The sequence below is a fragment of the Luteimonas sp. e5 genome, assembly GCF_054031035.1.
This window is the reverse complement of sequence record NZ_JBSTRX010000001.1, coordinates 191,245-217,056: the sequence shown is the minus strand read 5'-3', so window position 1 is coordinate 217,056 and position 25,812 is coordinate 191,245. Positions and strand designations below refer to the sequence as shown.

Annotated in this window: 20 protein-coding genes, 1 tRNA gene and 1 pseudogene; 10 read left to right on the top strand and 12 right to left on the bottom strand. The window is 67.2% G+C overall.

All coding sequences use genetic code 11. The features are described from left to right. Positions 1-47: 47 nt before the first annotated feature. The 3 genes from ACW11F_RS01095 to ACW11F_RS01085 all read left to right on the top strand — a co-directional run bounded on the left by ACW11F_RS01095 (position 48) and on the right by ACW11F_RS01085 (position 1,890). Positions 48-500 (top strand): nuclear transport factor 2 family protein, encoded by a 453-nt coding sequence (locus ACW11F_RS01095; protein ID WP_456995032.1) that lies wholly within the window; start codon positions 48-50, stop codon positions 498-500. A gap of 117 nt (positions 501-617) precedes the next feature. Beyond that, positions 618-694: transfer RNA gene (locus ACW11F_RS01090), tRNA-Arg, on the top strand. 482 nt (positions 695-1,176) lie between these two features. Continuing rightward, the gene (locus ACW11F_RS01085) at positions 1,177-1,890 is read left to right on the top strand and encodes a chromate transporter (RefSeq protein ID WP_456995030.1); all 714 of its coding nucleotides are present in this window, start codon (positions 1,177-1,179) and stop codon (positions 1,888-1,890) included. 562 nt (positions 1,891-2,452) lie between these two features. On the opposite strand, the gene ACW11F_RS01080 is transcribed toward ACW11F_RS01085, so the two are convergent. Further along, a complete protein-coding gene (locus ACW11F_RS01080; protein WP_456995028.1) occupies positions 2,453-4,474 on the bottom strand; it encodes a hypothetical protein in 2,022 nt (673 codons plus the stop codon). A 282-nt stretch (positions 4,475-4,756) separates the two neighbouring features. On the opposite strand from ACW11F_RS01080, the gene ACW11F_RS01075 reads away from it, so the two are divergent. Next, entirely contained in the window at positions 4,757-5,302 is a 546-nt protein-coding gene (locus ACW11F_RS01075; RefSeq protein WP_456995026.1) for a hypothetical protein, read from the top strand. 111 nt (positions 5,303-5,413) lie between these two features. Here the strand turns inward: ACW11F_RS01075 and ACW11F_RS01070 are convergent, their stop codons facing one another. The 7 genes from ACW11F_RS01070 to rplU form a co-directional block, all read right to left on the bottom strand. Then, on the bottom strand, positions 5,414-6,481 hold the full coding sequence (locus ACW11F_RS01070) for an ABC transporter ATP-binding protein (protein WP_456995024.1): 1,068 nt from the start codon (positions 6,479-6,481) through the stop codon (positions 5,414-5,416). Further along, on the bottom strand, positions 6,478-8,199 hold the full coding sequence (locus ACW11F_RS01065; protein WP_456995022.1) for an ABC transporter permease: 1,722 nt from the start codon (positions 8,197-8,199) through the stop codon (positions 6,478-6,480). Before ACW11F_RS01065 ends, ACW11F_RS01070 begins: the two co-directional genes overlap by 4 nt. Further along, positions 8,183-9,256 carry an extracellular solute-binding protein gene (locus ACW11F_RS01060; RefSeq protein WP_456995020.1) on the bottom strand — a complete coding sequence of 358 codons (1,074 nt, stop codon included), beginning with the start codon at positions 9,254-9,256 and terminating at the stop codon, positions 8,183-8,185. Before ACW11F_RS01060 ends, ACW11F_RS01065 begins: the two co-directional genes overlap by 17 nt. Positions 9,257-9,357: 101 nt before the next feature. Then, on the bottom strand, positions 9,358-9,870 hold the full coding sequence (locus tag ACW11F_RS01055; RefSeq protein ID WP_456995018.1) for a hypothetical protein: 513 nt from the start codon (positions 9,868-9,870) through the stop codon (positions 9,358-9,360). Positions 9,871-9,995: 125 nt separating this feature from the next. Further along, positions 9,996-11,018 carry an Obg family GTPase CgtA gene (gene cgtA, locus ACW11F_RS01050; RefSeq protein ID WP_456995016.1) on the bottom strand — a complete coding sequence of 341 codons (1,023 nt, stop codon included), beginning with the start codon at positions 11,016-11,018 and terminating at the stop codon, positions 9,996-9,998. 109 nt (positions 11,019-11,127) lie between these two features. Beyond that, the gene (gene rpmA / locus ACW11F_RS01045; protein WP_456995014.1) at positions 11,128-11,388 is read right to left on the bottom strand and encodes a 50S ribosomal protein L27; all 261 of its coding nucleotides are present in this window, start codon (positions 11,386-11,388) and stop codon (positions 11,128-11,130) included. A 12-nt stretch (positions 11,389-11,400) separates the two neighbouring features. Then, positions 11,401-11,721, bottom strand: a complete 321-nt coding sequence (gene rplU, locus ACW11F_RS01040; RefSeq protein ID WP_456995854.1) for a 50S ribosomal protein L21 — start codon at positions 11,719-11,721, stop codon at positions 11,401-11,403. Positions 11,722-12,080: 359 nt separating this feature from the next. Here rplU and uvrA point away from each other — a divergent pair. From uvrA to ACW11F_RS01015, 5 genes and pseudogenes are all read left to right on the top strand, one after another. Further along, positions 12,081-14,936 (top strand): annotated as a pseudogene (gene uvrA / locus ACW11F_RS01035) (excinuclease ABC subunit UvrA); the annotation flags it as partial. A 20-nt stretch (positions 14,937-14,956) separates the two neighbouring features. Then, positions 14,957-15,370 (top strand): acyl-CoA thioesterase, encoded by a 414-nt coding sequence (locus ACW11F_RS01030; protein WP_456995012.1) that lies wholly within the window; start codon positions 14,957-14,959, stop codon positions 15,368-15,370. Positions 15,371-15,432: 62 nt separating this feature from the next. Continuing rightward, positions 15,433-17,610, top strand: a complete 2,178-nt coding sequence (locus ACW11F_RS01025; protein WP_456995010.1) for a M1 family metallopeptidase — start codon at positions 15,433-15,435, stop codon at positions 17,608-17,610. Position 17,611: 1 nt separating this feature from the next. Then, the gene (locus ACW11F_RS01020; RefSeq protein ID WP_456995008.1) at positions 17,612-18,595 is read left to right on the top strand and encodes a hypothetical protein; all 984 of its coding nucleotides are present in this window, start codon (positions 17,612-17,614) and stop codon (positions 18,593-18,595) included. A 127-nt stretch (positions 18,596-18,722) separates the two neighbouring features. Then, entirely contained in the window at positions 18,723-19,241 is a 519-nt protein-coding gene (locus tag ACW11F_RS01015) for a response regulator (RefSeq protein WP_456995006.1), read from the top strand. A gap of 9 nt (positions 19,242-19,250) precedes the next feature. Here the strand turns inward: ACW11F_RS01015 and ACW11F_RS01010 are convergent, their stop codons facing one another. The 4 genes from ACW11F_RS01010 to ACW11F_RS00995 all read right to left on the bottom strand — a co-directional run bounded on the left by ACW11F_RS01010 (position 19,251) and on the right by ACW11F_RS00995 (position 24,362). Continuing rightward, positions 19,251-20,477 (bottom strand): HD-GYP domain-containing protein, encoded by a 1,227-nt coding sequence (locus ACW11F_RS01010; RefSeq protein WP_456995004.1) that lies wholly within the window; start codon positions 20,475-20,477, stop codon positions 19,251-19,253. A 4-nt stretch (positions 20,478-20,481) separates the two neighbouring features. Continuing rightward, positions 20,482-22,104 (bottom strand): serine hydrolase, encoded by a 1,623-nt coding sequence (locus ACW11F_RS01005; RefSeq protein ID WP_456995853.1) that lies wholly within the window; start codon positions 22,102-22,104, stop codon positions 20,482-20,484. Positions 22,105-22,214: 110 nt separating this feature from the next. Then, positions 22,215-23,885 carry a urocanate hydratase gene (gene hutU / locus ACW11F_RS01000; RefSeq protein ID WP_456995002.1) on the bottom strand — a complete coding sequence of 557 codons (1,671 nt, stop codon included), beginning with the start codon at positions 23,883-23,885 and terminating at the stop codon, positions 22,215-22,217. Positions 23,886-24,005: 120 nt separating this feature from the next. Then, the gene (locus ACW11F_RS00995) at positions 24,006-24,362 is read right to left on the bottom strand and encodes a hypothetical protein (protein WP_456995000.1); all 357 of its coding nucleotides are present in this window, start codon (positions 24,360-24,362) and stop codon (positions 24,006-24,008) included. Positions 24,363-24,523: 161 nt separating this feature from the next. Between ACW11F_RS00995 and ACW11F_RS00990 the strand changes: the two genes are divergently transcribed. Then, the gene (locus ACW11F_RS00990) at positions 24,524-25,792 is read left to right on the top strand and encodes an alkaline phosphatase family protein (protein WP_456994998.1); all 1,269 of its coding nucleotides are present in this window, start codon (positions 24,524-24,526) and stop codon (positions 25,790-25,792) included. The last annotated feature ends 20 nt before the right edge of the window (positions 25,793-25,812 follow it).

Here is a 25,812-nt window from a genome sequence, read left to right as displayed (position 1 = left end):
GAAGCCAAACCCGCTCCCCCCACCCCTTGAATCCAACAGCACGCACCATGTACCACGCCATCGTCCGCAAGCGCCTTGCCAATGCCTTCGCCGGATTGGGCGAAGGCCGCATCGAAGCGATCACCGACGAACTCTCTCCAGACGCCGAGCATTACTTCATCGGCCAGCATGCCCTGTCCGGCACCCGCCGCCGCCCCGAGCTGATCCGCGCCTGGTACGAACGCCTGCTGCGCCTGATGCCGGGTATCCGCTTCCGGCTGGACGAGATCGTCGCCAAGGGTCCGCCCTGGGACACCCTGGCCGCAGTGTTGTGGGAAGAAACCAACCACGGTACCGATGGCGTGGCGACCACCACCGAAGGCGTCAACCTGATTCGCCTGCGCTGGGGCAAGGTGGTCTCGGTGCGCATCTACACCGACACCGTGGCGCTGAAGGCCACCCTCGACCGCATCGCCGCCAAGGGCACCCACGAGGCCCATGCCGTACCGATCATCGGCTGAGCGCCAGCAGCTCCCAAGCCCCCCCACAACTCGACGGCGCGCCCATCCCAGCCTGCGCCACACAATTGCAGAGGTTGACGCCAACGACCGACATCGCCATAATTCCGCTTCTCCCGCGCGCCCGTAGCTCAGCTGGATAGAGCACCAGGCTACGAACTTGGGGGTCGGAGGTTCGAATCCTTCCGGGCGCGCCACTTTTGAAAGCCGATGCTGACCGCATCGGCTTTTTTCTTGTGCGCCCGTCGGATTCCCGGCCCGTCGCTCACGCAACGGGCGTTCGCTGGATGCGCCTGGGGCTGCGTGGCCCCAGCGACGCATCCATCCGCTGCCATGATCTGCGATCACGGCTGAGGATCCAGCGAAGCATCTCGCGCGGACCCGTGGGGCGAGGCCGCCACGTGATCGTATTACGATGCCCGGCAGACGTTCGATCGAGTGTGGATGGTGAAGCAGATAGCGCGGCTACGGTCCGGTTGTCGGGTGACCTTCGAAATCAAGCACGAGGCCGTGCGGACGATGCGAAGGGGCCACCCGAAGGCGATGAGGACAGCGGGGTAATGGACGCGGTCGTCCGCCAGAGGGTCACGCTCTGCCCGCGACGACGCCCGCGGTCGCTCATGCAAACCGCTTCGCCGACAGCCAGCGCGGCATGGACTGTCATGCACGCGAGAACATCGTGACAGACAGGGATGCCACCACCGTGGGCGCGAAAAAAACAGGCAGCGTACCTGAGGTCTTCGCTGCCTTCCTGCGCCTCGGGCTGACTTCGTTTGGCGGCCCGATCGCGCATCTGGCGTACATGCATGAGGAGTTCGTGCGGCGCAGGCAGTGGCTGGACGAAGAAAGCCATGGCCACCTGCTGGCGATCTGCCAGTTCCTGCCCGGACCCGCCAGCAGCCAGTTGGGCTTCGCGATCGGGCTGCTGCGCGCGGGCTGGGCGGGCGCGCTGGCGGCCTTCGTTGCGTTCACCCTGCCCTCCGCCGTGCTCATGCTGGCCTTCGCTTTTGCTGGCACCGCACTGGAGGGCGCATACGGCCAGGCACTGGTGCATGGGCTGAAGCTGGTTGCGGTGGTCGTGGTCGCGCACGGGCTGCTGGGCATGATCCGCGCACTGGTGCCGGATCTGCCGCGCGCATTGATCGCCCTTGGTGCCGTCGCGGTCTTGTTGCGGGTTCCCGGTGCGTGGCCGCAACTGCTGGTGATCGTCGCCGGTGGCCTGCTCGGTCTGCTGCTGTGCCGACGCGCCACGCTGAAACCCGTGGCGCCATTCCCGCTACCATATGGCCGGGGTGCGTCGATCGTCTTCATCGCACTGTTCCTGACCGGACTGTTGATGTCGATGGCTGCCGGTCGCGCGCCGAATGGCCTAGGCAAGCGACATCCGTGTTAGCACACGCCCGTCAGGCTGTCAAAGCAGGCGCTCCAGCGCACACACGCGAAGGCACGAGTGACACGAAGTCAGCGCCCGTTCCGGAACCCGACGGGATTGCGCCGAATCAGGCATGCAGTGGGGCTCGCCAGCCGGCGATGACCATCTGGCACGTCCCTGCAGCACGTACTGATGCCTGTCGCCTGCCGCTGACGCGCGCGGACTTGCCGGTGCCCGGAGTCGGCCGCCATGGCATGCCCGCCGTCACGGCTGGGCCGGTTGAAGTCACCTCGGTCTGGCCAGGTTGGTCTGGCCGGGTGCTGCACAGCCTGTCACCCGGCGTCGGAAGTGATGGCACGACACAAGCTGTTGCTTGTGGTGCGCAGGCTGCCGAATGTTCGCATCCGGTCTGGCAGGTGATCGGCACTTCCGAGCGGGGATCGGCATATCACGACCAATCGCCCGTGCAGCTTCCATTGGCTGTCGGTTGCTTGAATCAAAGGTCTTGCCAAGCGTCGCCGCATCACGCCGGTGAACCCGGAGTTGACCTGCAAGCACCTGTGCACGAGCGGGGATCCGGCCATCACTTGCGACCACCGCGCTCAGTTGGCTTGTCATTCTCATCCCAGCCATTGCGCCAGGCTTCGTACTCCTGTGCGCTATGGAAAACGAAGCTGCACCCTTCGGGACCCTCTCGGCCATCCGCACAGTAGTTGATATCCGTGCATGGACGGTATGTCAGTTCGTAGCTGTAGTAAGGGCAGTGAAGTTCCAGATCCAGCACCGCATACGCCTTGGGCTTGAACACCTCACGCGCCCAGCCCGACGCGATATCGACGAACGACTCGGTCAGACCAAGCACGCCCTTGCCGGCATTGACCAGCGTCTCCAGTGACGGCAGGCCAGCCGAGTCCACTTCCGCGCGCACTTCGACTTTCGCATTACCCACTGGACCAACATGGCTCCGCTCGGGGAGTATGCGGATCATGAATTCGCTTTCGGTGCTCGACCCCGAAACACGCTTCATCCGCTTGCCGATGCGACCGGCACCGAAGAACCTGGCATCGGGATTGTCGCGGCGCGACCAGTTGGCGTGCAGCGGATCACTGAACAGCCGCCAATCCAGAATCCAGTTTTCCGCATTTTTGGCCACGTCCTTGATCGAATCCGCGGCTGGAAGACTGGTCCAGCCGAGGCAGTCACGTATCGCCTGCTCAGGCAGCCCGCCCTCTTTCACCGCCTGTTCGTAGGCCTTGAGCTCCTCCTCGGATACGCCCACCCGCGCGGTGAACTTCACCCTCTCCGGATTCCCCAACGGCTTGTGCATCTGCGTGACGTTGCTCTCCACCGTCACCTGCGTGTGCGCATAAAAGGACGCCAGCGAAATCACCTTGCCGACGATGACCAGCGACGAGATGGCCTGGCTGATCTGCTTGCCGGCATTCTCGCCCCAGAGGCGCTTGAGCTCACGCCCCAGAAGCTCATTGGTGACCACGCCATTCGCGGTATTGGCGACGTCCTTCCAGCTGTCCCAGGCCTCCTTGGCCACTTCGCAGGGCGTGGATGCATGTGCCGTCGGCACCAGCACATCCAGCAGCGTGGGCATGGCGGCTCGATGGGCGACACTATCGGGTCTGGGTTGGAAGGCGGAGGCGAACAGGGCCATTTCCAGCAGGCTCCAGCGATGCCGCGCGGCGGACGGCGCCTCGGCAAGGTCGATCGGATCGGCTTGCAGACGCGCCATCTCCGCCAGGTACAGGGGCACGAAGCTGTCCGGATGGTCCGGCTCGGCCGCCGCCGCGCGTACCCAGGCCGCCAGCAGTTCCATCAGCTGGCGGCCGGCCTTGTCGTTGGCGCCGAAGCCGGCGGCTGCATTTTGTTCAATTTTCTGCAAGCGCCAGCGGGCGTGCTGCTCCCGAGAGAAGGCCTCATCCAGTTCGCGGGCACGGGCGCGCACCTCACGCACCGCTTTTTCCGCCTCGACGTACTCCCGTCGCAACGCCCCGATCCGGGCGCCGTATTCTTCACGCGACGCGCTCGACAATGCCCGTATCGCTTCATGCGCCGCGGTCTGCCGCTTCAAGGCGGGATCAGTGATCGCCTTGATGCGGGCGCGGTGCCGGGCCTTGGCGGCGTCTTCTTCGGCCTTCTTTTTCGCCTTGGCGGCCTCGTAGGCAGCCCGCCGCTGCCGGCTGACTTCATCGCTTGCGTCCTGCCGCTCCTCTGGGTCAATCGTCTTCAATACATCCGAATAATCGTAGCCTCCGTACGTGGCACTCACACCCTCGAACGGGAATCCGAATGACAGCAGCATCTGCGCGAACTGGTTGGAATCCAGTCGCATCTGGCTGGATTTGCGTCGCGCGTCCAAGGCATAGCCCAGCACTTCACTGCGAGTCGCCGAGGGAATGCCGCCACGTTCCACCACGTTTTGGGTGGCCTCGATGGCCTGCTTGACCCCGCCATCCACCAGTGTGTGGCTGAGGGTCGAAGCCTGGCCGCGCGGCAACGGGGTGAAGTCCGCAGTGGCTTCGTCATCGCGGCAACCCGCCAGCATCAGCGCCAGCAGGCACACCAGCGCAGCCATGGAGAGCAGGTTTTTCATGCGGGTATGTCCGGTGAGGTTCGCGCCGCATGGGCGCCGGCACATGCCGGGAAAACCCGGCCCTTTCCCCATATACGAGATCGCGTGGCGAAAACCGACAGCCCGCGGAAAAGTTGATCCGGCGGCCGATGCGCAGCACGCGGAAAATACCGGACAGGATGCGTCGGCTGACACGCGATCGCCCCGGCGACGAGTCGCAAGGCCGGCCGAACACGCCCGTGCGCGTGCTAATGTCGCGCCAAGCGCGCTTGACCAAGCGCCATACTGGGGAGGGAGGTGATCATGAACGTTCCACGGATCGGGGGGCTTGCCGCCGCCCTGCTTTGCAGCACGATGCTTGCCGGCTGCGGCGAAAACTACGCCCATCTGGAGGAGTCCTACGCGGTGGCGGACATCGCCGGCAGCCCGAGTCTTCACGATCTCTCGATCAAGATCGGTGGCCCGGCGCACAAGGCGGAAACCGGCTATGCGGATGCCGCCAATGTGTATCTGGGCGAGGATTCGATCTCGATCAACCTGGCGATCCCGCGCCACCAGCCGTTGCGCATCCCGGTCAGCGACATCAGCGGCTGCGCGATGAGCTGTACCCAGCCTCGCGAGCGCGAGGTGGATTTCCTGATCGGCTCCAAGGGCACCTACCTGTCCCTGCCCAGCAGCAATCGCCTGATCGACTGGTGCTGGGAGCAGAAGAAGCCGATCTACTCGGGCGAGATCCAGCGCGAATGGCGGAAAGGCGCCGAACTGCCGGCACCGGAAAGCATGGACACCGCGTTGTCGAACAAACTGGGTTACCGCTCCGCGATGAGCGGCAGTTGCCGCCGTCGCTGATCATCAATGCCGGGCCCGGCCGGGCAGCCGGGCCCGGACACACGCATTGCAAGCCGGCATTCACGCGGCAGGTTCCGGCTGGCGGCATGTCCGCTTGCCGGCCGCCGACGCTCACAACGGAAAGCGCGCCAGCTCCTCGGGTGCGCGCAGGCACAGGTGCACGCACTGGCCGGCCTGCCACTCGCCCTCGGGCAGGTCCACTTCCAGCAGGCCGCCTTCGGCAAGGCTGAGGCTGCCGACCAGACCCGGGCCGCGGAAGCCGACATCGACCAGTTCCGCACACACCGGGCCGTCTTCGGCCAGCCGCAGTTGCTCCGGGCGCAGCAGCACCAGATTGTCTTCGTCCAGACCCAGCGCGCGGGCGCGGACGATGCTGCCGCGGCCGATGAAACCGGCGACCTCGACACTGGCCGGGCGCGCGTACAGGCTCGGCGCATCGCCCCATTGCAGGATGCGGCCACGCGCCATCACGCCGATCACGTCGCCCAGCGCGAACGCCTCGCCCTGATCATGGGTCACCATCAGCACGGTGGTGCCGGTGCGCTTGAGCAGGCCGCGAAGTTCCACCGCCAGTTGCTGGCGGGTATCGACGTCGAGGTTGGAAAACGGCTCGTCCAGCAGCAGCACCGCCGGGTCCGGCGCCAGTGCGCGTGCCAGCGCGACGCGCTGCTGCTGGCCGCCGGACAGCTCATGCGGATACTTGCCGGCGGCGTGCTCCAAGCCGACCAGCGCGAGCATGTCGGCGACCTTGGCACGGCGCTGCGCGGCATTGGCCTTGCGCAGACCGAAGGCGACATTGGCGGCGACATCCAGATGCGGGAACAGCGCGTAGTCCTGGAACATCATGCCGACCCGACGCTTCTCCGGGGCCACGCCTTTGCCGGCGCTGGCGACTTCTTCGCCTTCGATCAGGATGCGCCCGGCGCGCAGCGGCTCGAAGCCGGCCACCGCACGCAGCACCGTGGTCTTGCCGCAGCCGGACACACCCAGCAGGCAGCCGATCTGGCCGCGCTGCAGGTGCAGGGACACGCCATCGACCGCGCGGAACTCGCCGCTCGGGGTGCGGTAATCGACATGCACATCGTGCACCGCCAGGCTCGGCGTGGCTGCTTCCGGTACCGGCTGCACGTTCGGCGCCAGCGGGAAATTGCCGATGGAAGTGGTGGATGCGGGGCTCATGGTGTCGGGGTATCCGGTTGTGGTGCGGCCACGGGTGGATGCGCATCGCGCAGGCCGGTGCGAGCGAGCAGGATCACCGGCAGCAGGCCGGCCAGCACGATCAGCAGCCCGGCCACGGCACCTTCTTCATAGGTGCCGCGCGCGGCTTCGGCATACAGCCAGGTGGCAAGGGTTTCGAAATTGAGCGGGCGCAGCATCAGCGTCGCCGGCAGTTCCTTCATGCTGTCGACGAATACCAAGAGCGCCGCCGCCGCCAGTGCCGGACGCAGCAGCGGCAGGTGCACATGCCACAGGCGCGCGCCGGGGCCGTGGCCGAGGCTGGCGGCGGCCGAATCCAGCGAGCTGCCGATGCGCTGGAAGCCGGCTTCCAGAGTGCCGGCGGAAATCGCCAGAAAGCGCAGCGTGCAGGCCAGCACCAGCAGCGCCAGCGAGCCCATCAGCCAGCCGCGGGCGCTGCCGCCGCTGGCCGCATCCAGCCAGCCATCGAACACGCCGGCCGCGGCCAACAGGCCCAGTGCCAGCACCGTGCCCGGCAAGGCGTAGCCGAGGCTGGCTGCGCGCAGGCTGGCCTGCGCCAGACGCGGACGCCGGCGTTGCTGGGCCAGACGCAACGCCCAAGCCAGCACCAGCCCGGCGAGCACGGTGGCGGCGGTCGCCAGCGCGGCAACCAGCAGGGTATTGCCGGCCGCCGACCACAGTTGCGCGCTGATGCCGGCGCCGGATTGCAAGCGTTGGATGGTTTTCCATGCCAGGAACGCCGCCGGTGCAGCAAAGCCGAGCAGCACCGGAATCAGGCCCAGCGTCAAGGCGAACCACGCCGCCGCGCCATGCAGGCGCTGCGGCTGCATCGGCCTCGGTCGTTGCGTCGCGGCATAGCGCTGGCGACGGCGGCCGAAGCGCTCCAGCAGGATCAGCACCAGCACCACCGCCAGCATCGCCAGCGCGATCTGCGCGGCGCCGGCCAGATCACCGCGGGTGACCCAGGTGACGTGGATCGCCACGGTCAGCGTCTGCACGCCGAGAAACTCCGAGGCGCCGATATCGTTCAGCGTTTCCAGCAACGCCAGTGCCAGGCCAATCGCGATCGCCGGCCGCGCCAGCGGCAGCACCACGCGCCAGAACAGCGCCGCGCGTCCGGCGCCCAGCGTGCGTGCCGCTTCCATCAGCGCCACCGCCTGGGTCATGAACAGCGCACGCGTGGTCAGGTACACATACGGATACAGCACCAGTCCGAGCAGGCCGATGGCGCCCGGCAGCGAGCGGATGTCCGGCAGGCGGAAATCACGCGGGCTGTCGATGCCGAGCAGCGCGCGCAGCCCGCCCTGCACCGGGCCCAGAGGATGCAGCAGATCCAGATAGGCGAAGGCGACGATGTAGGTCGGCACCGCCAGCGGCAGCAGCAGCATCCAGCCGACCGTTTGCCGGCCCGGGAAGTCGTAAGCCGATACCAGCCACGCACTGCCGACGCCGAGCGCGCAGGCGACCACGCCGACGCCGACCAGCAACACCAGCGTGTTGAGCGTGGCCCGCGGCAGCACGTGGCTGGCCAGATGCGACCACAGCCCGTCACTGCCCTGCGCCGCGGTCAGCGCAAGCGCCAGCAGCGGCAGCAACACCAGCAGCGCCAGCAGCATCGACGCCAGCGTCCAGGCCTGCGGCCGAGGCCAGCGCCAGTGCAGGCGCTGGCGCGGCAGGGGTGGACTACTGATCGAAACCAACCCGGTCCACCAACTCGCTGGCGGCGCGGCGGTGGCGATGGATCTCGGCCAGCTGCAGCGTATCGACCTGCATCGGGCCGAGCGCCTCGATCACCGGATCCAGTTCGACCCCGGCCTTCACCGGGTATTCGTAATTGGCCTTGGCATACATCGCCTGGGCCTCGTCGGACACCAGGTATTCCATCAGCTTCAACGCGTTGTCCGGGTGCGGCGCATGCGCGGCGATGGCGGCGCCGCTGATGTTGACGTGGGTGCCGCCGCTGCCGGCGAACACCGGGCGCACCACGCGGATGGCATCGCCCCACTGGCGCTGTTCGCTGCCCTCCGGCGAGTTCTTCATGCGGCCGACGTAATAGGTGTTGGCGATGCCGATCTCGCAGATGCCGGCGAGGATGTCGCGGGCCACGTCGCGGTCGCCACCGGCCGGCTTGCGCGCCAGGTTGGCCTTGACCCCGCGCAGCCAGGCTTCGGTCGCTTCCACCCCGTCATGCGCGATCAGCGCCGCGATCAGGCTGGTGTTGTACGGATGCTGGCCGGAACGGATGCACACCTTGCCCTTCCATTCGGGTTTGGCCAGATCCTCGTAGGCAAAACTGTCCAGCGCCAGATCCTTGTCGGCATACAGCACCCGGTCGCGCAACGACAGCGCGAACCACTGCCCTTCCGGGCCGCGCAGGTGTTCGGGGATCGCCGCCTGCAGCACCTCGGACTGCACCGCGCGGGTCTGCCCGGCATCGACCAGATCCAGCAGGTTGCCGGTATCCACCGTCATCAGCACGTCCGCCTGCGAACGCGCGCCCTCGGCGGCCAGCCGTTCCAGCAGGCCATCCTTGAGGTACACGGTATTGACCTTGATCCCGCTGTGCGCGGTGAAGGCATCCAGCAGCGGCTGGATCAGGCCCGGCTCGCGGGTGGTGTACAGATTGACTTCATTGCCATCGGCCGCACTGGCGTCGGCTTGGGCCGACTCGTTGCCGGGCTGCGGGTTGCACGCGGACAGCAGGCCGAGGGCGAGCAGCGCGGTGGCAATGACATGAAGGCGGCGGGAGCTGCGCATGCGTGTTCCTTCGCGGGCATGGGCCCGGCTGGGTTCCAAATGGGAATTATACGCATTTGCGATGCGGCGCGACCCAACAAGCTGAAGCGAACGGCGATGATTCAGGCACTTCCGGCCGGTGGTGTCGGCTGCACTTCCGCGACGCGGCTGGAGTCGACGGCAGCGCCATGCGGCCCAACCAACGGTTCGGTGCGCACTGCCCGCTTGCCGGCCACGCTCGCCCGCCCCGCCGAGCCATGGATCAGCATGATCTGCGCCATCAGGATGAACATGGCGATGCCCGAGAGCAGGAACGGGTGGATGTACCACTGCGCGCCGAACTCCAGTTCACCGGCGAACAGGCGCCGCCAGCCACCGAAGTTCTGCGTCGCCGCGACCACCAGGCCAAGCGTGGCGAAGACGCTGCCGATCCAGCGCAACAGCCAATGGCCCGGCTGCGGCAGCAGCATCAACAGACCCAGCAAGCCGATCATGGTGCGCTGGGTGCGGCAATACGGGCAGGCGTAGACCAGTTCGGCCAAGTCCACCGCCCAGGTGGCGATGGCGATGAGGATGGTCAGTATCCCGATCAGGCGGATCCGGTCCAGCCAGGTTTCGGCATCAAGCAGCGACATGCGGGGCTCCGGTGGTGTGCGGCGATATGCAAACTGCCGATTGTGCACGCATTGGTGTGCACGCATCGGTGCGCGCCCGTCCGCTGGCGCTCGCGATGCGCTCAGCGAGTCGCGGCCTGCGCCGCCTAGGCGGCATCGCGCGCGAGCTGGTCGAGGAAGCTCTGCACCTTCAGCATCACCTCGCGGGTGCCGTCATGGGCCAGCGCGGACACCACGAACCACGGTGCATCCCAGCCCAGCTCCGCGACCGCGGCGCGGGCCGCGGCCTCGGCGTCTTCGCGGGTCAGGAGGTCGGCCTTGTTGAACAGCAGCCAGCGCGGCTTGTGCATCAGTTCGGGATCGAAGCGGGCCAGTTCGCGTTCGATGGCGCGCACCTGTTCGGCGGCGCTGCTGCCGTCCAGCGGCTCGATTTCCACCAGGTGCAGCAGCAGGCGGTTGCGCTGCACATGGCGCAGGAACAAGGCACCCAGGCCGGCACCCTCGGCCGCGCCCTCGATCAGGCCGGGGATGTCGGCGATGACGAAGCTGCGGTGCGGCTCGACGCTGACCACGCCAAGGTTCGGATACAGCGTGGTGAATGGGTAATCGGCCACCTTCGGCGTGGCCGCCGACACCGCGCGGATCAGGGTGGATTTGCCGGCATTGGGGAAGCCGAGCAGGCCGACATCGGCCAGCAGCTTCAGTTCCAGGCGCAGCTCGCGCTCCTCGCCGGGGGTGCCCGGCGTCGACTGCCGCGGCGTGCGGTTGGTCGAGCTTTTGAAATGCATGTTGCCGAGGCCACCCTTGCCGCCCTGCGCCACCAGCAGGCGCTCGCCATGACGGGTCAGGTCGCCGATCACTTCGTCGGTGGCGATGTTGCTGACCACGGTGCCGACCGGAACGGTGATGACGAGGTCGTCTCCGGACTTGCCATAGCGCTGGCGGCCCATGCCGTTCTCGCCGCGTTGCGCGCGGAACAGCTTCTGGTGGCGGAAGTCGACCAGCGTGTTGAGGTTTTCATCGGCCACCAGCCATACGCTGCCGCCATCGCCACCATCACCGCCATCGGGACCGCCCTTGGGGATGAACTTCTCGCGGCGAAAGCCCACGCAGCCATTGCCGCCGTTGCCGGCGACCACGGTGATGTCTGCTTCGTCTACCAGTTTCATGCGTGGCGGTCCTGTGCGTCGGGTCCAGTGTAACGGGGCCGCCGGCAGTCGATGCCGGCAATGAAAAGCCCCGCCGAAGCGGGGCTTTGCACCTGCACTGGATGCAGCCTTATTCGGCCGCGACCACGCTCACGGTGCGGCGCTTCTTCGGACCACGCGTGGAGAACTCCACGGTGCCGTCCTGCAGCGCATACAGGGTGTAATCGCGGCCGCAGCCGACGCCCGGGCCCGGATGGAACTGGGTGCCGCGCTGGCGCACGATGATGTTGCCGGCCTCGATCGCCTGGCCGCCGTAGATCTTGACGCCCAGGTACTTCGGGTTGGAGTCGCGGCCGTTGCGCGAGGAACCTACGCCCTTTTTGTGTGCCATGACTGCTTCTCCTTATTGCTTGTCGCCACCGGCGATGCCGGTGATCTCGATTTCGGTGTAGTGCTGACGGTGCCCCATGCGCTTCTTGTGGTGCTTGCGGCGGCGGAACTTGATGATGCGCACCTTGTCGGCGCGACCGTGGCCGACCACCTTGGCCGACACCGTCGCACCCTTGAGTGCATCACCCAGCTTCACGCCATCGCCATCACCCAGCATCAGGATGTCGTCGAACTTGATTTCACTGCCGGCTTCGGCATTGAGCTTTTCCACGCGCAGGGTTTCGCCCTGCATCACGCGGTACTGCTTGCCGCCGGTGACCATGACTGCGTACATTGCCATCTTCCTTTGTCGTTATCGTGGCTGTTGTTGGCCGCCCACGGCATGCCGCCGCGGAACGGAACCGGGAATTATAGCGGATTTTCCGCCCGTGGGCAGTGTTTTGCACGACGCGGCCTGAACCGGTGCATCCGCCTGCCTGACTGCCACCGGGCAGCAGCGGCGCGAGCACTCCGACGGCCCGGTCATGTTGCTGAACCCGGCGCCCCGCGACCCACGTTTCCGTGGACTGACAAGGCTTCCCGGCTTGGCTTGCGTCGATCCGCCCCCATGTTTTCGCCTGTCCGGCCGGTTGCCGGACCCGCGCCCGGCGCTTTAGGCTGGGCGATTGCCTTTTCGCCCACCAAGGATCCCCCGTGGCGCTGGACACCATCCGCATCCGTGGTGCACGGACGCACAACCTCAAGAACTTCGACCTCGACCTGCCGCGCGACAAGCTGATCGTGATCACCGGCCTCTCCGGCTCGGGCAAGTCGTCGCTGGCGTTCGACACCATCTATGCCGAGGGCCAGCGCCGCTACGTCGAGTCGCTGTCGGCCTATGCGCGGCAGTTCCTCTCGGTGATGGAAAAGCCCGATGTCGACCACATCGAGGGCCTGTCGCCGGCGATCTCGATCGAACAGAAATCGACCAGTCACAACCCGCGCTCGACCGTCGGCACCATCACCGAGGTCTACGACTACCTGCGCCTGCTGTACGCACGGGTCGGCATCCCGCGCTGCCCCGACCACGACTTCCCGCTGGAGGCGCAGACCGTCAGCCAGATGGTGGACCAGGTGATGGCGCTGGCCGACAAGCCGCAGACCGCCGAGCAGCGCTGGATGCTGCTCGCCCCGGTGATCCGCGAACGCAAGGGCGAGCATGCGCAGGTGTTCGAGCAGCTGCGTGCGCAGGGCTATGTGCGCGTGCGCGTCAATGGCGAGCTGCACGAGATCGACGAAGTGCCGACGCTGGCACTGCGCCAGAAGCACACCATCGAAGCGGTGATCGACCGTTTCCGCGTGCGCGACGACATTCGCCAGCGCCTGGCCGAATCGTTCGAAACCGCACTCAAGCTCGGCGACGGCATGGCGATGGTGCAGTCACTGGATGATGACGCTACCGCGCCGCTGCTGTTCTCCTCCAGGTATTCCTGCCCGGTCTGCGACTACGCATTGCCGGCGCTGGAGCCACGGCTGTTCTCGTTCAATGCGCCGCTGGGCGCCTGCCCCACCTGCGATGGCCTCGGCGTTGCGCAATTCTTCGACCCGGCACGCGTGGTGACGCATCCGGAATTGTCGCTGGCGGCCGGCGCGGTACGTGGCTGGGACCGGCGCAACACCTATTACTTCCAGATGCTGCAGTCGCTGGCGAAGCATTACGGTTTCAAGGTCGACACGCCGTGGCACGAGCTGCCCGAATACATCCGCAACGCGGTACTGCATGGCAGTGGCGAGGAAGTGGTCGCCTTCACCTATGTCAACGATGCCGGCAGCCGCAGCACGCGGCGACATCGCTTCGAGGGCATCCTGCCGAACCTGGAGCGGCGCTACCGCGATACCGAATCCAGTGCGGTGCGCGAGGAGCTGGCCAAATACATCAGCGAACGCCCCTGCCCCGACTGCGGCGGCGCGCGCCTGAATCGCGCCGCACGCAACGTGTTCGTCGGCGAACGACCGATCTGGCAGCTGACGCAGCAACCGATCGACCAGGCGCTGGCCTTCTTCACCGAGCTGCGCCTGCCCGGCTGGCGCGGCGAGATCGCGGCCAAGATCGTCAAGGAGATCGCCGAGCGGCTCGGCTTCCTGGTCGATGTCGGCCTCGATTACCTGACCCTGGAGCGCAAGGCCGATTCGCTGTCCGGCGGCGAGGCGCAACGCATCCGCCTCGCTTCGCAGATCGGCGCGGGACTGGTCGGCGTGATGTACGTGCTGGACGAGCCTTCGATCGGCCTGCACCAGCGCGACAACGAGCGCCTGCTCGGCACCCTGACCCGGCTGCGCGATCTCGGCAACACGGTGATCGTGGTCGAGCACGACGAGGACGCGATCCGCCTCGCCGATCACGTGGTCGACATCGGTCCCGGTGCCGGCGTGCATGGCGGCGAGGTGGTGGCGCAGGGCAGCGTCGAGGACGTGATGGCGGCACCGCGCTCGCTGACCGGGGATTACCTGTCCGGGCGCAAGGGCATCGAGGTGCCGGCCAAGCGCCAGCGTGCCAACCGCAAGCTGATGCTCAAGCTCAAGGGCGCCAGCGGCAACAACCTCAAGGACGTGGACCTGGAAATCCCCGCCGGGCTGATGACCGCGGTGACCGGGGTCTCCGGCTCGGGCAAGTCGACCCTGGTCAACGACACCCTGTACGCGCTGGCCGCCAACGAGATCAACGGTGCCTCGCACACGCCCGCGCCGCACCGCGAGATCATCGGCCTGGATCTGTTCGACAAGGTGGTGGACATCAACCAGTCGCCGATCGGGCGCACGCCGCGCAGCAACCCGGCGACCTATACCGGCCTGTTCACCCCGCTGCGCGAGCTGTTCGCGCAGGTGCCTGAAGCGCGTGCACGCGGCTACGCGCCGGGCCGTTTCAGCTTCAACGTGCGCGGCGGACGCTGCGAAGCCTGCCAGGGCGATGGCCTGATCAAGGTCGAGATGCACTTCCTGCCGGACGTGTACGTGCCCTGCGACGTGTGCCAGGGCAAGCGCTACAACCGCGAGACGCTGGACATCCGCTACAAGGGCCACACCATCAGCGACGTGCTGGAGATGACGGTGGAGGACGCCGCCGAGCTGTTCGCCAACGTGCCGTCGATCAGCCGCAAGCTGGATACGCTGATCGACGTCGGCCTGTCCTACATCAAGCTCGGACAATCGGCGACCACGCTCTCGGGCGGTGAGGCACAACGGGTGAAGCTGTCCAAGGAACTCTCGCGGCGCGACACCGGGCGCACCCTGTATATCCTCGACGAGCCGACCACCGGCCTGCATTTCGCCGACATCGAACACCTGCTGGCGGTGCTGCACCGGCTGCGCGACGAGGGCAATACGGTGGTGGTGATCGAACACAATCTCGACGTGATCAAGACCGCCGACTGGATCATCGACCTCGGCCCCGAGGGTGGCCACCGTGGCGGCGAGATCATCGCCACCGGCACCCCGGAGGAGGTTGCCAAGATGGCCCATTCGCATACCGGCGTGTTCCTCGCGCGCCAGCTTGCCGAAGACCGCAAGCGCCTCAAGTTCAGGGAGAACGCATGACCACGCACGCGCCGTTCCGTTTCCGCCTCAATCCGCGCTGGGGTGATCTGGATGCGATGAACCACGTCAACAACGCGGTCTATCTGCGCTATCTGGAAGAAGCACGCATCCAGTGGCTGGAAGCGCTCGACACGCCGTGGTTCGACGAGCATCACGCGCCGGTGCTGGCCTCGGCCACGGTCAACTATCGCCTGCCGATCACCTACCCGGCACAGGTGCTGATCGAGCTTTCCGCGCAGCGCATCGGCAACAGCAGCCTGACCATCGGCCATCGCATCGTGGACGAGGTGAGTGGCGCCGAGCATGCCGACGGCCACGTGGTGGTGGTGTGGGTCGATCGACAGAGCGGCACGCCCGCGCCGCTGCCCGCAGGCATCCGCGAGGCCGCCGGACGGATAGCCGCCGGCTGAGACGGGCTTGCCGCCGGCGCAGGCTTGCGCCACCCTGCAGCTTTCCGGCCCGGAGTCATGCCATGGCGCGAAGCGTGCCGGCCGTGCTCGCCCTGCTGCTTGCCGCCCTGCCCTGCGCTGCCGCGCCACCTGCGGCCGATGCGCAAGACCCGCGTTGCACGCCGATTCCGCTGGCCGCGGCCGATGCCGCCGCGGTGCGCACGCCCAGTGCTGCCGATGCCTGGGGCGGGCCACGCAGCGGCAGCGAACCGACCCTGTCCAACCGCGTGGTCGATTACCGCATCCACGCCAGGCTCGATCCGGTCAAGCACACCATCGAGGGCCGCCAGCACCTGACCTGGACCAATCGCAGTGCGCAGCCGGTGTGCACGGTCTATCTGCATCTGTACCTCAACGCCTTCGAATCCGCCGGCAGCACCTTCATGAGCGAGCAGCGCACGCGCGGCTTCAGCTTCCGCTCGGGCGAGCGCATCGGCAAGGACGAGTGGGGCTACATCCGCCTGGATCGGGTGGAACAGGCCGGGCAGCGCGTGCCGTGGCGCCATGTGCAGCCTGATGGCGGCCCGGCCAGCGACAAGACCGTGGTGCGGCTGGACCTGCCGACCCCGGTGTCGGCCGGCGCCAGCACCACGCTGGAAATCGACTTCTTCGACCAGCTGCCGCGCGTGATCGCGCGCACCGGCTACTTCGGCAGCTTCCATCTGGTGGCGCAATGGTTCCCCAAGATCGGCGTGCTCGAGCTGGCCGGCGAGCGCGGTGCCACCGCACCGCGCTGGAACGTGCACGAGATGCACCTGCACAGCGAGTTCTATGCCGATTTCGGCCATTACGATGTCAGCATCGAGGTGCCGTCGGACCATGTCGTCGGCGCCACCGGCGAGCTGGTGGAAAAGACCAGCGCCGATGGTCGCACCACCTGGCGCTTCGTGCAGGGCGATGTGCACGACTTCGCCTGGACCGCAGACTCGCGTACCGCCGAACCGCTGCGCGCGACCTGGAACGGGCCGGGTGGCGATCCGGTCGAGGTGCAGGTGCTGTTTCCGCCCGAGCTTGCCGACAACGCACCGGTGGTGCTCAAGGCGACGCTGGATTCGCTGACCTATTTCTCCGATACCCTCGGCCGCTACCCCTATCGCACGGTGACCGCGGTGATCCCGCCGCACAATGCCGCCGAAGCGGGCGGGATGGAATACCCGACCTTCTTCACCGCCATCGGCATTCCCGGCTACCGCCCCGGCGGCATCGAACAGTACCTGCTGGAATTCGTCACCATCCACGAATTCGGCCACGGCTACTTCTACGGCATCCTCGCCAGCAACGAGTTCGAGGAACCGATGCTCGATGAAGGGCTGAATCAGTACTGGAACAGCCGCATGCTGCGCGATCGCGGGCAGAAGATCGGCGTCGGACCGGGCCGCCTGGCACGTTGGCGGAGGCTGCCGCAACTGGCCGCGTTCGACCTCGACCGCCTCGGCGCCGGGCTTGACCGGCCGCTGGATCCGCTCGGCGCCAATGCCTGGAACCGACGCTCCTCGGCCAGCTATGCCTCGGTCTATTCGCGCAGCGCGACGCTGTTCGCCGGCATCGAGCGGCAGATCGGCCGCGAGGCGATGGAACGCGCGATGAAGCTGTACTACGAACGCTGGAAGTTCCGCCATCCCTCGCTGGCCGACCTGCGCGAGGCGCTGGCTGAAGGCAGTGGCCGGCGCGAGGTCATCGAGCGTGCGTTCGACCTGCATGTGTACGGCGTGCACAGGGTGGATGACCGCATCGAGCTGTTCACCAGTCGCGAGGAACTGCCGCCGGCGGGCATGCGCGACGGCCAGGGTCGAATCATCGATGAATCGGCACGGCGCCGGGCGATCCGCGCGGAACGCGCGAAGTGGAAGCGCGAGAATCCGCGCGCCAGGCCCGGCACGGGTGGGCCCTATCCGTGGCGCACGCGCGTGGTGGTGCGTCGTGATGGTGCCGACGTGCCGCAGGTGCTCAGGGTGATCTTTGCCGATGGCAGCCACGAGCTGGTCGAGTTTTCAGGCGACCAGCCATGGTTCGAGTTCAGCTGGACGCGCCCTTCGCGCGCGCTCAAGGTGGAGCTGGATCCGCAGCGGCTGCAGCCGCTGGATCGCAATCTGGCCGACAACGTGCGTTCGATCGAGCCGCATGGCGAAGCCGGCGCGATTGCCGGCAGCCGCATGTTCGGCTGGATGCAATGGCTGCTGGCCTGGGTATTGGGCGCCTGAGATGGAGACGAAGTCGAGCACCCACCCGCGTGCGGCCTGGCGCGCCCTGTTGCAGGGCATGACGGGCGCCTTCGCCCACTGGCGGCTGTGGCTGCTGTGGTGGCTGGCCGGCCTGTTGCCGGCCACGCTGGCCGCACTGCCAACCGCAAGCCTGTTCAACGACGCCTTCGGCCATCACCCCGATGCCGCCCGCATCCTCGGTGAACCCGACCTGGCCGCGTTGATCGAAGGCCTGCTCGGCCTGCTGCAGGACGGCGGTTCGATGGCCACGCTGCTGTCGGGCATCGGCACCGGCCTGTTGCTCGGGGCGCTGCTGGCGCCGTGGGCTGCCGGCATGCTGGTGGCCAGCCTGCGCCAGGGCCGCGCGCTCGGCTTTGCCGCATTGTGGCGCGGTGGCTGGCGCGAATACGGGCGCATGTTCCGGTTGTGGCTGGTGATGCTGATCCCGCTGGCGCTGGCTGCCGGGGTGGCGGTGGCGGCCTCGATCTGGGCCACGCTTAGTGCTGAATCGGACATCCTCGCCAGCGAAGGCCGGTGGCGCGAGCGGGTGGCGCTGATCAGCTCCGCGCTCGCCCTGCTCGCCGCCTGGAGCTCGCTTGAAGCCGCGCGTGCGGCGTTCGCCACGGATCCCCGCTTGCACTCCGCGTTTCGCGCCTGGCTGTGCGGGCTGACCCTGCTGCGCACGCGCCCCTTCGCCGCCAGCACGATCCTGCTGCCGACGCTGCTGCTGGGCGTGGTCGGCAGCACTGCCCTGCACGCCTGGAGCTGGGCAATGGGCCACCCGGCAGCCAGCCTGCTGCTGGCGCAACTGGCCGTATTCATACTCGCCTGGAGCCGTACGGCCCGGCTATCGGCATTGGCCACGATCATGCCGCCCGCAAACCCCGGCCGCGCCACCCTGCCCGTGCCGCCCGCCAGCGTCACCCGCAATGCCCCACCCACCACCATCGCGGACGATCCGCCAGGCATGGAAGCACGCCCCTGAAGCCGGGGGATGCGATGTTCCTGAACGCGTCAGGATGCTATGCTCAGCAGGCAGGCGGTCATGCGTGGGGGCACACTTCAATCGGTCGAACTTCCATGGCCGCGCCGTTCCAAGGGGGGAACGTGTCATGGATCCGTGGAAATTCCTGCGTCGGCGCAAGGCCACTCAGGCCAATGGCGGGAGATACAAGGTGCCCGATCGGCGGCGCAAGCCTCGCCTGTCCAGCACCCGGGGACTGCGCGTCCTGGTGATTGACGACTCCGCCCAGCTCCGACAGCAGCTGCGCGACATGCTGCGTGATGACGGCTATCTGGTCGCCGAAGCCGGTGATCTGGCCAGCGGCCGGCAACGTCTGATCGATTTCGAACCCGGATTGCTGTTCATCGACATGCTGTTGCCCGACGGCGACGGTTTCAGTGAAGTACGCGAGCTGCGTCGCCTCAAGCACGTCCGTGATCTGCCGATCGTGATGATGAGCGGCAGCGGTTTCGATGCCGAACGTCGCTACGGCGACGCCATCGGCATCGATGGCTTCATCCGCAAGCCGCTGGTGCGCGGGGATGTGTTCGCCTGCCTCGATCGCCTGATCAGCAGCGGGCGCCTGCCACGACGCAATACCGGACCGCGGCCCCCTGCCCACCCATGAGTCCGCGGCTCAGATGCCCATCTGCGCGATGTCGAGTCCGTAGCTGCCCGGCGCCAGCGCACGCTGGATATGCACGTCCTGCAGCGCCGGATTTCGCGCGGTATCGAGCAGATCGACCGCAACAAAGCGCGAGCGCTGCTGCTTCTGCGGGTTGGTCAGCATCAACAGGCGCGGGCGCAGGCGCTGTTCGGGATTCTGCGCCATCACCACGCCGACCTCACCGGTATTGAGCTCGACCAGGGTGCCGACCGGATACACGCCGAAGCAGCGCACGAACTCCTCCACCAGTGCTCCGTCATGCGCGCTGTCGCGGCTGGCAACCAGCTCCTGCAGTGCCTGTGCGCGGCTCAGCGCCTTGCGATAAGGGCGATCGCTGATCAAGGCATCGAAACTGTCCACCAGTGCCGCGATGCGCGCGGAAAGCGGGATCTGATCCCCCCGCTTGCCGGCCGGGTAGCCACTGCCGTCGAAGCGCTCATGGTGCCCGGCCATCATTTCCACCACCAGCGGATCATCGATGCCGCTCTCGCGCAGGCGGTCGAGGCCTTCACGCACATGCCGCTCGACGAAGGTTTGCCCGAGCTCGTCCAGCGGGCCGGCTTGATTCAGGATTTCCGGCGGCACCGCGCCCATGCCGATGTCCAGCAGCAGCGCGCCGGTGGCCAGCGCATTGATGCGCGCATCGTCGAAACCCAGATGACGCCCGAAGGCAGCCGCCAGTGCACAGCAATTGACCGCATGGCGGTAGGTGTAATGGTGCCGGCTGCGCAGCGCCTCGAGCCAGAAGTACGCATCCGGATTGCGGCCCAGGCTCTCCACCACCGGCTGCACCACTTCGTCCACGTCTTCCAGGGAAGGCATTTCCCCGCGTCGCCATTTCTCCATCAACTCGGCCGCACGCACCGAGACCTTGTCCAGCATGCGCGTGCCGTGCACCAGCTCCTGCTGAAATGTCTGCAAGTCACGCTTCGGCGCGGCACCTGCACCGCTCGACCGTGGCGCAAGTCCATGACGACGTGGCCCTGCGGCTGGCACCACCCGGCTCCTTTCCACGTCGATCCAGAACCGCTGCGCGTGGCGCCGCAGCATGGCGATGTCCTCGCTCGACTTGATCAACACGCCCTGCAGCGGGAATGGTGTCTGGATCCAGTCACGATCAAGGCGACTGACGAACATGCCGATCGCCAGCTCCTCGCCGCTGATCTCCTGCTCCTCGATTTCACGGTACGTGCCCACCGCGTCAGTTCGCCTTCGCGTCATTGGGCAGCGGGCGCAGCCGCAGGTCCTGGAAATCGAAGCTGAAGTCGGTCCTGGGCGATACCGGCTTCATGCGCATCTCGCCGATGCGGCCATCGGGTTCGAGGGCGAAATAGACGAAGGCATCGGCATTGAGTGCGCGATCGTCCCAGCGCACGATGAAGCTGTCATGCTGCCAATGCTCCAGCGTGCCGGCCAGTTCGCGGGTACGCGCGAACTGCATGCGCAACCGGTTGCCGGATTGGCTGATCACAACCTCGCCATACCACGGGTCGCGGTAGCGCCCGGCATAACGCGCCAGCGGCAATGAAGGTTTGGAACGGGCATCGCGCGCGGCCAGCAGCTTCTGCCACGAATCGTCGGCGCGCGCTTCGTTGCGCGCGACTGCCTTGGCGTAGGCATCCACCCAGTCATGCCGCTCGTGTCCGAGCATCATGTCCAGCGCGACATGGGTCAGCGAATGGAACGCGGCACCGACTTCCTGGTTGGTCAATACCACCACGCCGATCCCGCGCTCGGGCACCAGGGTCAGGCGCGAAACCATGCCCGGCCAGCCACCGGTATGCCACACCAGTTTGTCGCCGCGGTAGTCCGACAGCATCCAGCCTTCGCCGTAGCCGAGGAAGTTGGGCGTCATCGGGGCCAACTCGGGCACCGCCGGCGGAGTGACCGGAATCGGCGTGAGCACGCTCCACATGCGCTGCTGGCGGCGCGTTTCGAACAGCCGCGTGCCATCGGCGGCAAGGCCACCGGCCAACTGCATCCGCATCCAGCGCGCCATGTCGTTGACACTGCTGTACAGGCCACCGGCACCCGAGGCATTGCGCCAGGTCAGGGTGCCCACCGGCTTGAGTTCGCTGAAGTCCAGCTTGGCATGGCCGGTGGCGACGTTGTCACCCGGCACCAGGTCATCGGCGTTGTAGCGCGTGTCGCGCATGCCGAGCGGCTGGAAGATGCGCTGCTGCAGGAACTGCTTGAAGCTCATCTCCGCCGCTTCCTCCAGCACCAGCTGCGCGACAGCGAACAGGATGTTGTCGTAGGCGTACTGGCCGCGGAACTGGCCGCTCAGCGGCACGTCCTTGAGCCGCTCGACCACTTCGCGCGTGGTGTAGTCGGTGGTCGGCCAGTACAGCAGGTCGCCCGCCCCCAGCGACAGGCCGCTGCGATGCGCCAGCAGGTCGCGGATGCGCATGTCATGGGTGACGTACGGATCGGCCATGCGAAACCAGGGCAGATGGTCGATCACCCGGTCGTTCATGCCCAGCTTGCCATCCTCGTCCAGCATCTCCAGCGCGGTGGCGGTGAAGGCCTTGGTCAGGCTGGCGATGGCGAACATGGTGTCGGCGTCGACGGCCTCGGGCTTGCCGGCTTCGCGCACGCCCCAGCCGCGGGCCAACACTACCTCGCCATCCTTGACGATGGCCACCGCGATGCCCGGCACCTCGAAACGCTCGCGCACCGCCTCCACCTGCGCGGAGAAGTCCGCCAGCGCCGCGGCATCCGGCGCTGCGTGCCGCTGGTCGGCGAATTCGGCAGCGGGTGCAGCATGCGGCGCGCCCGGCAGCCACAGACCGACGAACAACAGACCGAGCACGACTTTCCGCATGGTTCGCATGGCACCCCCGGGGGACGAGTACGCAGGGGATGGTAGCGCGGACGCGGCATGGCGCAAGACGCGCCTTCTCCATACTGGCGCGTGCGGCCGCACACCTTGCCTCAGAGCATCGGCAGCTTCAGACCCTGCTCGCGCGCGCAGTCCCTGGCGATGTCGTAGCCGGCATCGGCATGCCGCATGACGCCGGTGCCGGGGTCATTCCACAGCACGCGGGCGATGCGCTTGTCGGCCTCGGGCGTGCCGTCGCAGACGATGACCACGCCCGAATGCTGCGAAAAGCCCATGCCGACGCCACCGCCGTGGTGCAGCGACACCCAGGTCGCACCACCGGCGACATTGAGCATGGCGTTGAGCAGCGGCCAGTCCGACACCGCATCCGAGCCGTCCTGCATGCTTTCGGTTTCCCGGTTCGGCGAGGCCACCGAGCCGGAATCCAGATGGTCGCGGCCGATCACCACCGGCGCCTTCAATTCGCCCTTGCGGACCATTTCGTTGAACGCAAGACCCAGCTTGTGGCGCAGGCCGAGGCCAACCCAGCAGATGCGCGCCGGCAGGCCCTGGAAGCTGATCCGCTCGCGCGCCATGTCCAGCCAACGGTGCAGATGCGGGTCATCGGGGATCAGTTCCTTGACCTTGGCATCGGTCTTGTAGATGTCCTCGGGATCGCCCGACAGCGCCACCCAGCGGAACGGGCCGATGCCGCGGCAGAACAGCGGGCGCACATAGGCCGGCACGAAGCCGGGGAAATCGAAGGCGTTGCGGCAGCCGGCTTCCAGCGCCATCTGGCGGATGTTGTTGCCGTAATCGACGGTGGGGATGCCCTGCGCGTTGAAGGCGAGCATCGCCTCGACATGCACGCGCATCGACTGCTTCGCCGCCTCGCTGACCTTGTCCGGGTTGGCCTTCTGCTCGGCTTCCCACTGCTCCACGCTCCAGCCGGCCGGCAGGTAGCCATGCACCGGATCGTGCGCCGAGGTCTGGTCGGTGACGCAGTCGGGGCGGACGCCACGACGCACCAGCTCGGGCAGGATTTCGGCGGCATTGCCGAGCAGCGCGATCGACTTGGCTTCGCCAGCCCGGGTGTATTTCTCGATCCGCGCCAACGCGTCATCCAGATCATCGGCCTGCTCATCGACATAGCGGGTGCGCAGGCGGAAATCGATGCTCGACTGGCGGCATTCGATGGTCAGCGAACAGGCGCCAGCCAGCGACGCCGCCAGCGGCTGCGCGCCGCCCATGCCGCCCAGGCCCGCGGTCAGGATCCACTTGCCGGTCAGATCACCGCCGTAATGCTGGCGACCCATCTCGACGAAGGTTTCGTAGGTGCCCTGCACGATGCCCTGCGAGCCGATGTAGATCCAGCTGCCTGCGGTCATCTGCCCGTACATCATCAGGCCCTTGCGGTCCAGCTCGTTGAAGTGCTCCCACGTCGCCCAATGCGGCACCAGATTGGAATTGGCGATCAGCACCCGCGGCGCATCCGGGTGCGAGGGAAACACGCCGACCGGCTTGCCCGACTGCACCAGCAGGGTCTCGTCATCGCCCAGCGTCTTCAGCGTTTCGATGATGGCGTCGTAGCAGGCCCAGTCACGCGCGGCGCGACCGATGCCACCGTACACCACCAGATCCTGCGGGCGTTCGGCGACGTCCGGATCGAGGTTGTTCTGCAGCATGCGGAACGGCGCTTCGGTCAGCCAGCTGCGGCAGCTGAGCTGGTTGCCACGCGGGGCGCGGATTACCCGGGACGGGTCATGGCGATGGGCGGAAGACATGGCGCGGCCTCGATCTGGGACAAACGCCCATTATCGCAGGCCGGCGCGGCCGGGTTCAAAGACAGGCACGACGCGTCGGGCCGTGCCGACCGCGTAATGGCGCAGCGATAGGCCGCTGGTTCAGCGTACCGACGGATCCAGTCGACGCAGCGCATCGGCGAGGTCGATCGCTCCGGTGCGCTCCAGGTCGTCGCGGGTCCAGACCCGACCCGTGACCGGCGCACAATCCGTTTCCTGCGCCTGGCCACTGGCGCGGACATGGCGTGCAGCGCGCTGGTTCCTCACACGCGTGATGTTGGAGCCGGTTTCGCGCAGGCACACATGCTCGCGGACGTCGTTCGCGGCACGCTCGGGCGCGGTTTCGGTCTGTACCGCCTCATTGCCGACGGCATCGGCATCCGCCGGCAGCGTGGCGGGCGATTGCGCCAGCACAAGCGGCGCGAACGTGAGCCCGATGACAAGTCCCAAGGTTTTCATGGCATGACCCTCCTCGGTCAGGTAGCACCACTGTACGCGCGAACTGGATGGAGCGCCGCCAACCCGGTGACTGCGTTCAGATGCCAGCCACCTGCGATCCACGGATACGGCCCTGCTGCAGTGCAACGCCGCTGCCATCAAGCGCGGCCTAGAATCCGGGCATGAACACATGGATTCGTGCCATCACCGCGCTGGCATTGGCCGCCCTGCTCGGCGCCTGCGCCAGCCATCCACCGGCGCCGGCACCCGCTGCCGATTCCGATGCCACCCGCCCGACCCTGCTGCTGATCTCGATCGACGGCCTGCGCCCGTCCGACATCACCGCCGAGCAGATGCCGCGGCTGAGCGCACTGGCCGCCAACGGCGTGATTGCCAGCGAGGGCATGCGCCCGTCCTATCCCAGCCTGACCTTCCCCAACCACTACACCCTGGTCACCGGCCTGCGCCCGGACCGCCACGGCATCGTCCACAACAGCATGCAGGATGCCGAACTGGGCAGCTTCCGCCTGTCGCGGCGCGAAGCCGTGGAGGACGCGCGCTGGTGGGGTGGCAAGCCGGTCTGGGTCAGCGCCGAAAACGCCGGCCTGCGCACCGCGACCATGTACTGGCCGGGCAGTGAAGCGGCCATCGCCGGGGTACGCCCGCAAACCTGGCTGACCTTCGACCAGGGCACCAGCGCACAGTGGCGCGCCGAGCAGGTCCGCGGCTGGATGCTCGGCCCCGCGACCGAACGCCCCGCCTTCGCCACCCTGTATTTCGACAAGGTCGATCACGAATCGCACTCGCACGGGCCGGCTTCGGCACAGGCCCGCGCCGCCCGTGCCGACACCGACGCGGCGATCGGCCAGTTGCTGGACGCGCTGCAGGCCGCCGGCGAACTGGATCGCATCAACATCCTCGTCGTCTCCGACCACGGCATGGCCGAGGTGCCGCCAACCAACCTGGTCGCGGTCGAAGACATGGTCGCGGCCGAAAATGCCCGCCACACCACCCTCGGCCAGGTGGTCGGCTTCGTGCCTGTTGCTGGCCGCGAAACACAGGCGCGGCAGCAGTTGCTGGGCCGCCACGACCGCTACCAGTGCTGGGACAAGGCCGAACTGCCGGCGCAGTGGCATTACGGCCGTCATGCGCGGATCCCGCCGATCGTGTGCCAGATGGACGAAGGCTGGGACGCCCTGCGGCGCGAATGGATCGACAATGCCAAGGCCAAGGGCGTCGGCATGCGCGGCTCGCACGGCTACGACCCGGCGCTGCCGTCGATGCGCGCCAGCTTCATCGCCCACGGCCCGGCGTTCAGGCCCGGCACCCGCCTGCCGATGTTCGACAATGTCGACGTCTACCCGCTGATGATGCGCCTGCTCGGTGTCACCCCCGAGGCGCATGATGGCGATGGGCGGGTGTTCGACAAGGTGTTGCAGCCGGGGCACTGATCGGCGGCACCGCGCTGTGC